This is a genomic window from Vibrio sp. S457-15, from assembly GCF_000960545.1.
In the GTDB taxonomy this organism is placed as follows: domain Bacteria; phylum Pseudomonadota; class Gammaproteobacteria; order Enterobacterales; family Vibrionaceae; genus Vibrio; species Vibrio parahaemolyticus.
In genome coordinates, this window is sequence record NZ_JYOQ01000031.1 from 1 (window position 1) to 8,391 (window position 8,391).

General features: G+C 40.1%; 10 protein-coding genes. 9 read left to right on the top strand and 1 reads right to left on the bottom strand.

Translation table 11 applies throughout. The features are described from left to right. Positions 1–421: 421 nt before the first annotated feature. From UF05_RS04805 to UF05_RS04825, 5 genes are all read left to right on the top strand, one after another. A complete protein-coding gene (locus UF05_RS04805) occupies positions 422–850 on the top strand; it encodes a hypothetical protein (protein ID WP_045545668.1) in 429 nt (142 codons plus the stop codon). A 153-nt stretch (positions 851–1,003) separates the two neighbouring features. Further along, positions 1,004–1,621 carry a hypothetical protein gene (locus UF05_RS04810; protein WP_045545669.1) on the top strand — a complete coding sequence of 206 codons (618 nt, stop codon included), beginning with the start codon at positions 1,004–1,006 and terminating at the stop codon, positions 1,619–1,621. Between the two features lie 648 nt (positions 1,622–2,269). After that, the gene (locus UF05_RS04815; protein WP_031850381.1) at positions 2,270–3,061 is read left to right on the top strand and encodes a DUF3800 domain-containing protein; all 792 of its coding nucleotides are present in this window, start codon (positions 2,270–2,272) and stop codon (positions 3,059–3,061) included. A gap of 147 nt (positions 3,062–3,208) precedes the next feature. Next, on the top strand, positions 3,209–3,628 hold the full coding sequence (locus UF05_RS04820; protein ID WP_045545670.1) for a GNAT family N-acetyltransferase: 420 nt from the start codon (positions 3,209–3,211) through the stop codon (positions 3,626–3,628). A 160-nt stretch (positions 3,629–3,788) separates the two neighbouring features. Further along, positions 3,789–4,514, top strand: coding sequence for a DUF4241 domain-containing protein (locus tag UF05_RS04825; protein ID WP_045545671.1), 726 nt, complete (start codon positions 3,789–3,791; stop codon positions 4,512–4,514). 21 nt (positions 4,515–4,535) lie between these two features. On the opposite strand, the gene UF05_RS26265 is transcribed toward UF05_RS04825, so the two are convergent. After that, a complete protein-coding gene (locus UF05_RS26265) occupies positions 4,536–5,030 on the bottom strand; it encodes a hypothetical protein (RefSeq protein ID WP_197065563.1) in 495 nt (164 codons plus the stop codon). A gap of 246 nt (positions 5,031–5,276) precedes the next feature. Here UF05_RS26265 and UF05_RS04835 point away from each other — a divergent pair, with 246 nt between their 5' ends. The 4 genes from UF05_RS04835 (at position 5,277) to UF05_RS25510 (ending at position 7,668) form a co-directional block, all read left to right on the top strand. Continuing rightward, entirely contained in the window at positions 5,277–5,927 is a 651-nt protein-coding gene (locus UF05_RS04835; RefSeq protein ID WP_045545673.1) for a hypothetical protein, read from the top strand. A 134-nt stretch (positions 5,928–6,061) separates the two neighbouring features. After that, entirely contained in the window at positions 6,062–6,619 is a 558-nt protein-coding gene (locus UF05_RS04840; protein WP_045545674.1) for a nucleotidyltransferase domain-containing protein, read from the top strand. Positions 6,620–6,806: 187 nt separating this feature from the next. Further along, positions 6,807–7,097, top strand: a complete 291-nt coding sequence (locus UF05_RS24010; RefSeq protein WP_079751593.1) for a YkgJ family cysteine cluster protein — start codon at positions 6,807–6,809, stop codon at positions 7,095–7,097. 337 nt (positions 7,098–7,434) lie between these two features. Continuing rightward, positions 7,435–7,668 (top strand): hypothetical protein, encoded by a 234-nt coding sequence (locus UF05_RS25510; RefSeq protein WP_156147357.1) that lies wholly within the window; start codon positions 7,435–7,437, stop codon positions 7,666–7,668. The last annotated feature ends 723 nt before the right edge of the window (positions 7,669–8,391 follow it).

Here is an 8,391-nt window from a genome sequence, read left to right on the forward strand (position 1 = left end):
TCGACCTAACAAACAATTTAAGAGTGATTCAGCACGCTTGGCATTTTTGGTTTGAGTTAAGCTCAGTGTTTACGGTGGTCAAATTGAGTACTGTGGCTGCGTGCTTCACACCTTAATTGGGCGTTATATTTTTTATTGAGTTATGGGGTTCAAAAATCGTGCATGATGTATTGTGGTTCGTTGAAACTTTTATTTATCCAGCCATAGGTGGTGTAGCAGGAGCTCTGCTAATTGGTCAGTATTTAGTGAAAAAGTTGCTTGAGCATCGTTTCAAAAAAGACATGGCTAATTTTCAAGCAACTCTTACTGAGAAACTGAGACTCTAAAAAATTCACTGTCAATTTTTGCTCATGAAAGAAATATTCAAAATTCACGAGTAGATGCACAAACTGCGAAAGCTATCCAGACCGTTTATTCCTCTTTGTCTGTACTCCTGAAAAACGCTAATGAGTTTGCTAATGGTAAACCAGATCCAGTTTCCGCTTTAGAAGAACATGAAGGCATTGATAGCCAAGATGCTAGAGACTTCTGGTTTTATCGTGAGAAAGCAGAATTTACAAGCAATGCTGCTCGACAATTAGCATCTACCCTTTTAGATAACGCTATTTTTATCGAGTCTAGCGTTTATGAAAAAATAGATAACCTAAGTAATCGGTTTTACGAACTTTCAGAAAGTTACGTGCAAACAATAGTTGCCGAAGAATGCGGTAGGGATGATGTCGAGGAAATCATTGATGAACTCAAGGACATGCGAGCAGCATTAAGGGACTACTACAATGGAGAGTTGGTTAAACTTGTTGATGACATTGTAAAAGTATTCAGAGACAGACTCGGAATTGAAAAAATATAACAAAGCATTTAAGAGTGATTCTCAACGCTTGGCATTTTTCATTCCATCGTTGAGTTCAGTGTTTACGGTGGTAAGTTTAAGTTTCGTGGTCGCGTTGTTCACACCTTAATGCGGCGTTAGCAGTTTTCGATATTTTTAAGTTTAGAGGTTGTTATGGGAATGGATTATTGGGAGTGCCAGCAAGACGAGGCAATGAGCGAATATTTCGAAGAACGCTATGTTGAAGAGTTTAAAGATCGAGCTGTCGAAGAGTTTACCGCTGAGAGGCTGCGTTCGTATTATGTTGATAATGATTCGTTGTTAGACAATGCAATTAAAGCATTAGATGAGGCAAAGAAAGTGGAGTCGTTGTCGCCTACATCTGCAGTTCTAATGGCAGCTATTTCATTAGAGACTTCATTCAAAATTGGATTACTTAAACCTATAGTATTTGGATTTGTTCACAGTGAAGCTGTAGCAGAGTCAATATCCAACACTGTAATCAAGCAAACAGGTATTGATCGTTTCAAAGCTCTTTTAGTTACCCTATTGAAAGACATTTCACACATTGATATCGCTAAGTATTGTAGAGCAGGAAAGACTGTCGCTTTATGGGATGAGCGCGGTCAAGTTCAAACCTTACGTAATGCTATTTCACATCGTGGAACATTGAATAGTTCTCAAGAAAGCCAGTTTGCGATAGAAGTGGCAGAAGCTGTACTAACCGATTTAATCCCCCAAATATTAGGTTCACTTGGCTTAAAAATTCAACACGGGAAAATCGTAGAGTAACACTGCTAACAAACTGTTTAAGAGTGATTCGCAACGCGTGGCATTTTCACTATGCGTTGCGATTAGTGCTTAAGGTGGTTTGCGGCGGCTTTTGTATTGCGTTGCTCACACCTTAACAGGGCGTTAGTTGCCAACGAGAAAAGCGCAGCTAAATCAGAATGTTTAGGGTTAATGTCCGTGCGTTTTTGGCTAGGTTTTCTTATTTCAATTTCTAGTTATTTGGGCTTGTGAAAATCGTGCTTTGGTTTTTTGTGCGGTTCGGTCTTTCTATTTCAGAAACCGATTTACTTGTTGAAAGTCAGCTTTGCAATATTGTCATTCTCAAATGAGCTTTTTGGTGTTGTTAGTCTGTTTTCTACGGCGCTGCATATTCCAAGTGGTTTCAGTGACAGGCGCTTTGAAACTGCGCCTGATTTGAGTTTCTCAAAACACACAAAGTCAGTATTGGCAAAGCGGTAATAAACTCCAAATCAAAGCCTTGGGTTTGGCAACTAACAAAGCATTCAAGAGGGATTCACAACGCTTGGCAGTTTTGGTTTGAATTAGCTTAAGTGTTTACGGCACAATGGTTTAGGTTGGGTGGTTTGCGTTGTTCACCCCTTAATGCGGCGTTAAGTGCTTTCGAGTAATTGGTACATTGGAGGTGAAATGCAAGATGGTAAATTAATTTGGCATGTGGCCTGTGATGAATCAGGCGTAGATGGTCAGAAATATTATGGTTTTGGTTCACTTTGGATGAAGTACCAGAGGCGTGGAGACTTTGTTCGAATTATTCGAGAGCTAAGAGACAAACATAAATATGACAATGAAATAAAATGGCAAAAGGCTCATAAAAAGCACTACGCTGGTTTTTATGAAGATCTAATAGAAACATTCTTCAAACATCAATGGTTAGCTTTTCATTGTATTGTTATACGAAAGGGCATGGTTGATAAAAAGTATCACGACGGTGACTATGACCTAGCAATGCGAAAGCATTTCACAAAATTAATTCAAACCAAAATTAGTGCGATTCACAAAGCCCACCCTCAACGACAATGTGAGTTTCGCATCGAAGTAGACCCTTTGCCTTCGCGTTATAAAAAAGCAGATGAAGCATTTCACAAAATTGCTAATAGCATGCTTAAAAATCAATTTGGTGGTGAAGTACCAATTCGCTCGGTTGTAACTAAAGACTCTAAGGAATCAGAGCACATTCAAATTGCCGACTTTTTACTAGGGGCGGTAATGAGTGCATTCCAAGGTAAGGCTAGCTCTCCCGCCAAGCTGAAAGTTGCTGAGAATATTGCGAGTTATCTAGGTTGGGATACTTTGTTGCATGATACCAAGCCACATGAACGTAAATTTAATATTTGGTATTTCCATGACCCTACTAAAGGTCCTCGTGAAGTTGAAACAAAAGAAGTTAAGCTAAAGTACCCGCTTCCAAAACGCACTTAACAAAGCGTTTAAGACGGATTCACAACGCTTGGCACTTTTAGTTTGATTCAGCATAAGTGTTTACGGCACAATGCTTTATGTTCAGTGGTCGCGTTGTTCACCACTTAACGCGGCGTTATAAGCAAATCCAGCCTCAGAGGATGAAAAATGGAAATTGAGTACAAGGTAAACTATCCAATCACGTCGAAACAGTTCGTGAATTTGCTAAAGAAAACATCACTTGGTGAACGTAGACCACTAGAAAATGAAGCAATCATCAAAGGTATGCTTGAAAACTCAAATCTAATTGTTACTGCATGGATAAACGATCAGCTTGTTGGCGTAGCGCGTTCTGTAACGGATTTTCATTATTGCTGCTACCTATCGGATCTAGCTGTTGATGAAAGCGTTCAATCGAGTGGTATTGGTAAATATCTAATATTAGTAACCAAAGAAGAATTGAACCCAAACTGTAAAGTTATTTTATTATCAGCGCCTCAAGCGCAAGCTTACTATCCAAAAATCGGTTTTGAGCATCATCAAAGCGCATGGGTTTTATCAAGTGCCGAACAATTAAAGCTAATTTAAATCAAGGTGTTATTTTGCTTATAACAAAGCGTTTAAGACGGATTCCCAACGCTCGGCATTTTCAGTTTGATTCAGCTTAAGTGTTTACGGCACAATGGTTTAGGTAAGGTGGCAGCGTTGCTCACCACTTAACGCGGCGTTAGGTAATACAAGGAAAATTATGAGTTATCCAAATGGGGCTGAATGGTCTGCATTAAAATCAATAGTGATTTCCAATCAGGGTGATCAAATTGAGTTAAGTACTATCTCGTGTGGAAAGTTGAACCTCCCTTCAGGGAAGCTTGTCACGTGTGATCCTTTCGCTGGTATGACTAAATCTGGAAACGCCTTTGTTCAAGTTCCGCCTGGAGAGTATGAAGTTATAGTCACATTGGCTGATGTTAGTTCTAATCTCGATGGGACGCATATAAGAGAGGCGTATGCTAGCTTAATTATAGATAAGACGAAAATAGAGAGTTCTCGGAAATTTTTAGAACCAACTAAGAATGGCGAACCAACTAATCAGATCTTACAAGCTGGTGAATTTTGGGGGTATGGCGTAGATGCAGGTACAGCTTGTTTTGCTGATGCAGACGCAATCGAAGCAACAATGCCCGAGGAAGATAGTTGGTATGAAGGACTTTTTGACAATGGTAGGGATGACTGCTGGTTCAATCAAATGGACAGCAAAACACTAATACGTGAGGGTCTTGCAAACATACAGCTGCCTAATAGTGATAAGAACCTTATTCTTTTCCATTCAGGGTGGGGAGATGGTTTCTATCCGGTAATTGGCGGCTACGACTCGAATAATAATTTAGTTGCAGTTCATACAGATTTCTTTGTTGTCGACATATCTAACAATGAAGTTGAATCAGCGTCCAAACCTTGGTGGAGATTTTGGTAAAAGCATTACCTAACAAGCAATTTAAGAGGGATTCACAACGCTTGGCAGTTTTGCTTCTACTTCAAATTTAGTGTTTATGGCACAATGCTTTAGGTCTGGGTGGAGGCGTTGTTCACCCCTTAATTGGGCGTTAGTTTGCAAGAAGAAAAATGCAGCTATATCGCAAAGATCAAGTGGTAAAAGCTCAAAGTCTAAATTGTCGTATCGGCGTTCAATTTCAATGTTAACCAGTGTGGTGAAACTCCAAAATTGGCATCGTTTTAATGGTTGATTTGTTCTTTGGTGCGGTGACTTATGGGTTAACTGAATTGAGCTTTTTTGCTGAAACCCTGCTCGTTGAGTTTGTTGGTACAAAAGCCGATTTACTCGCTGAAATGACGTTTTCTCTGGTGTGGAAAATTCACGTGGTTTCAGTGACTTTGTTGAAAGTCCGCATTGTGAGATTGGTTTTCCAATAGCACTTTTTGGTGTTGTAAGTTCGTTTTCTGCGGCGTTGTTTGTTCCACGTGGTTTCATTGAGTAGCCGCTTTGAGACTACGCCTGGCTTAAGTGCATCAAAACACTTAAAGCTTGTTGTTTGCAACGTTTAAAATAACGTAAAATCAACACTTTGGGTTTGCAAACTAACAAACTGCTCAAGAGGGATTCGCAACGCGTGGCATTTTCACTATGCGTTTAATTTAGTGATTAAGGTGGTTTGCGGCGGCTTTTGTATTGCGTTGCTCACCCCTTAGCAGGGCGTTATACAAATGGAGTAAACCGATGATTAAAGAGTCTACTTTTAGAAGCTACATCGAAAAGCTCGATGTTGATGTCGACAGTTGTGTTGCGAATTTGAGGTCATTGAGTCGTGGCTCTGATATTTACGAGTATCATAAATCAACGGCTTATGAACTACTCATGGAAATTACTCCCAAGAATAATAAAGATGCCCTCATGCTAGTGCTTTCTCCTCGAGCGGAATCAAAAGCGCAAAACCTAGCAATTCAAGCAAATGTTCATGCTGCGATTCATGCTGCTCGCTCGTTATACGACATATTTGCTCAGCTATTAAATAAAGTTGTATTGCATGAACGATTTTCGGTCGGAGAGTGTATGTTGTATAAAGTTAGACCGTTAATTACAGAGCCAACTCTTAAAGAAGCTCTAGATTGTGTTGTTGGTTCGGAGTCATATAAGTATATAAGTGCATTTGTGAATACAATCAAACACAGAGACTTGGTTTATTTGGGCGCAAATTTGGATCTTGTTGAAAACAAAGCGGGGTTAAAGTTTGAAAGCTTTAGTTATAGTAACGAAACGTATCCTTCTTTGTGGGGTATTGATGCATTGGAGCATTCGTTAAATGCAAAAAATGCCGTAATCTCATTGGTTGACATTTTTGAACAATACACCCTTCAAAAATTTGTATAACAATCTGTTTAAGAGTGATTCGCAACGCGTGGCATTTTCATCATGCGTTGCGTTTAGTGTTTAAGGTGTTATGCGGGAGCTTTGGTATTGCGTTGCTCACACCTTAACAGGGCGTTATACAAACGGAGGTAACTGTGAGTTTAGAAGAACTTAATCTTGAAAATCTTCCCCTTCAAAATGAGCTGGTTAAATCTGCTTGTTCTGCGTTTATTTCCGAAGACAACGTGGTTGCCGCAGTGTTATTAGGCTCATTGGCTGCAGGTAAGGGTGACCGAGTATCTGACGCTGACATTTTGATTCTTACTCAAAATGAATTCCATAAATCCACACAACAGTGCTTCTCGGCTTTTGAGCGTGGTAAAGAAATTTTTTATCGTAATCAAGGCTTTCATAACGAGAATGCTTACTTTACAAAATACATTTTCACGGATTTAACCAGCACAGAGATTCATTGCCTAGATCTAAGCGAGCCTTTTGATATCTCCAGACCTTTCAAAGTACTATTTGATAAAATGGGTGCTGTGGAGTCAAGATTAACCGATGCTCCTGCACCAAAGCACGAAGACTTTCCTGTATATACAAATGGTGACCAAGGACTAATCTGGGAACTTTTAGAGTGTATAAAGTGGTTAAGTCGAGGTAAAAATGAACTAGCCAAATCTTACCTTAAGAAATTGGCGGATAAGCTGTAACAGTTTGTATAACAAAGCATTTAAGAGTGATTCGCAACGCTTGGCGTTTTCGCTTCGCTCAAGTATAGCCAAGCGTCGCTCACACCTTAATGCGGCGTTATGGCTCACAAGGTAAGCAATCTCAGAAATGAAGGTTGTTCGCATCAATTTACGGTATCATGTGCAATTGACTAAACTGTAGTTACTTATGCTTATACCAACTAATACACCTTCTTCCTCAAATGTATCTTGCTCAAACTGCAAAGCTTGTTGCTGCCGTCTTGAAGTTATGATTATCTCTGATACTGGCGTGCCAGAAGAGTTCATCGCTCGTGACCAGTATGGTGGTGAAACAATGATGCGATTAAATGATGGTTGGTGTGCGGCCTTAGACAGAGACACTCTAATGTGCACAATTTATGAAAATCGTCCTTGGATATGCCGCGAATTCGAAATGGGGTCTAATGAGTGTTTAGATGAGCGTGTTAAGTTTATATAAAACAACAGATTAGCGTTTCGGTTCGTTCGTGGGTTGTTAGCCATAACAAAGCGTTTAAGACGGATTCCCAACGCTTGGCATTCTCAGTTTGATTCAGCTTTAGTGTTTACGGCACAATGGTTTAGGTAGGGTGGTCTGCGTTGCTCACCACTTAACGCGGCGTTATACGCAGGGTGAGTTTTGTAGCTAACCTCTAGCTTCAAAATCACTTTCTCTCGTGGTTCAACACTTTGCCCTGTTCGTAATATTCCTTCGTATTTTCGTTAAATCATCAGACTGTGCGACGTGACAATAACCCTAAATTCGTAACTGGTAAGTGTTTCCTAGTTTTAATTGATTGGCGAAATTTGAAACAGTTTCGTTTGTTGAAAATCCGCTCAATCAAATTGTCGGTTTAAAAGGTTATGTGTTTGCTGAAATACCGCTTTCTTTGGTGTGGGGTGTTCCAAGTGCGCTTCAATCACAGTCGCTGAAAATCTTAGCCTCACATAAATGCATCAATACACATAAAGTTTCGTGCTTCCAAAGTGGGGCTTGGCTTAAAATCGTAGCTTCGGTGCCGGGCGTATAACAAAGCATTTAAGAGGGATTTACAACGCTTGGCAGTTTTAGTTTGAATCAGCTTTAGTGTTTACGGCACAACGGTTTAGGTCGGGTGACAGCGTTGTTCACCCCTTAATGCGGCGTTAGTTGCCAACGAGGAAACGTAGCTAAAGCAGAATGTTTAGGGCTAATGTCCGTGTGTTTTTGGCTAGGTTTTCTTATTTCAATTTCTAGTTATTTGGGCTTGTGAAAATCGTGCTTTGGTTTTTGTGCGGTTCGGTCTTTCTATTTCAGAAACCGATTTACTTGTTGAAAGTCAGCTTTGTAATATTGTCATTCTCAAATGAGCTTTTTGGTGTTGTTAGTCCGTTTTCTACGGCGCTGCATATTCCAAGTGGTTTCAGTGACAGGCGCTTTGAAACTGCGCCTGATTTAAGTTTCTTAAAACACGTAACGCTGGTGTTGGCAAAGCGGCAATTAACACCAAATCAAAGCTTTAGGTTTGGCAACTAACAAAGCATTTAAGAGGGATTCACAACGCTTGGCAGTTTTGGTTTGAATTGGCTTTAGTGTTTACGGCACAATGGTTTAGGTTAGGTGGTGGCGTTGTTCACCCCTTAATGCGGCGTTAAGTTTACGAAGGACATCAAATGGACTGGAAAGAATACGAAATTTATATAACGAAACACTTTCAGAGGCTATTTCCCAATACCTCGATTCAGCACAATGTGCGTCGCGAAGGTTTGATGTC

Coding starts and splice junctions, on each gene's coding strand:
- UF05_RS04810 (WP_045545669.1), top strand. CDS start 1,004: ATGGGAATGGATTATTGGGAGTGCCAGCAAGACGAGGCAATGAGCGAA.
- UF05_RS04815 (WP_031850381.1), top strand. CDS start 2,270: ATGCAAGATGGTAAATTAATTTGGCATGTGGCCTGTGATGAATCAGGC.
- UF05_RS04820 (WP_045545670.1), top strand. CDS start 3,209: ATGGAAATTGAGTACAAGGTAAACTATCCAATCACGTCGAAACAGTTC.
- UF05_RS04825 (WP_045545671.1), top strand. CDS start 3,789: ATGAGTTATCCAAATGGGGCTGAATGGTCTGCATTAAAATCAATAGTG.
- UF05_RS26265 (WP_197065563.1), bottom strand. CDS start 5,030: ATGAAACCACGTGGAACAAACAACGCCGCAGAAAACGAACTTACAACA.
- UF05_RS04835 (WP_045545673.1), top strand. CDS start 5,277: ATGATTAAAGAGTCTACTTTTAGAAGCTACATCGAAAAGCTCGATGTT.
- UF05_RS24010 (WP_079751593.1), top strand. CDS start 6,807: ATGCTTATACCAACTAATACACCTTCTTCCTCAAATGTATCTTGCTCA.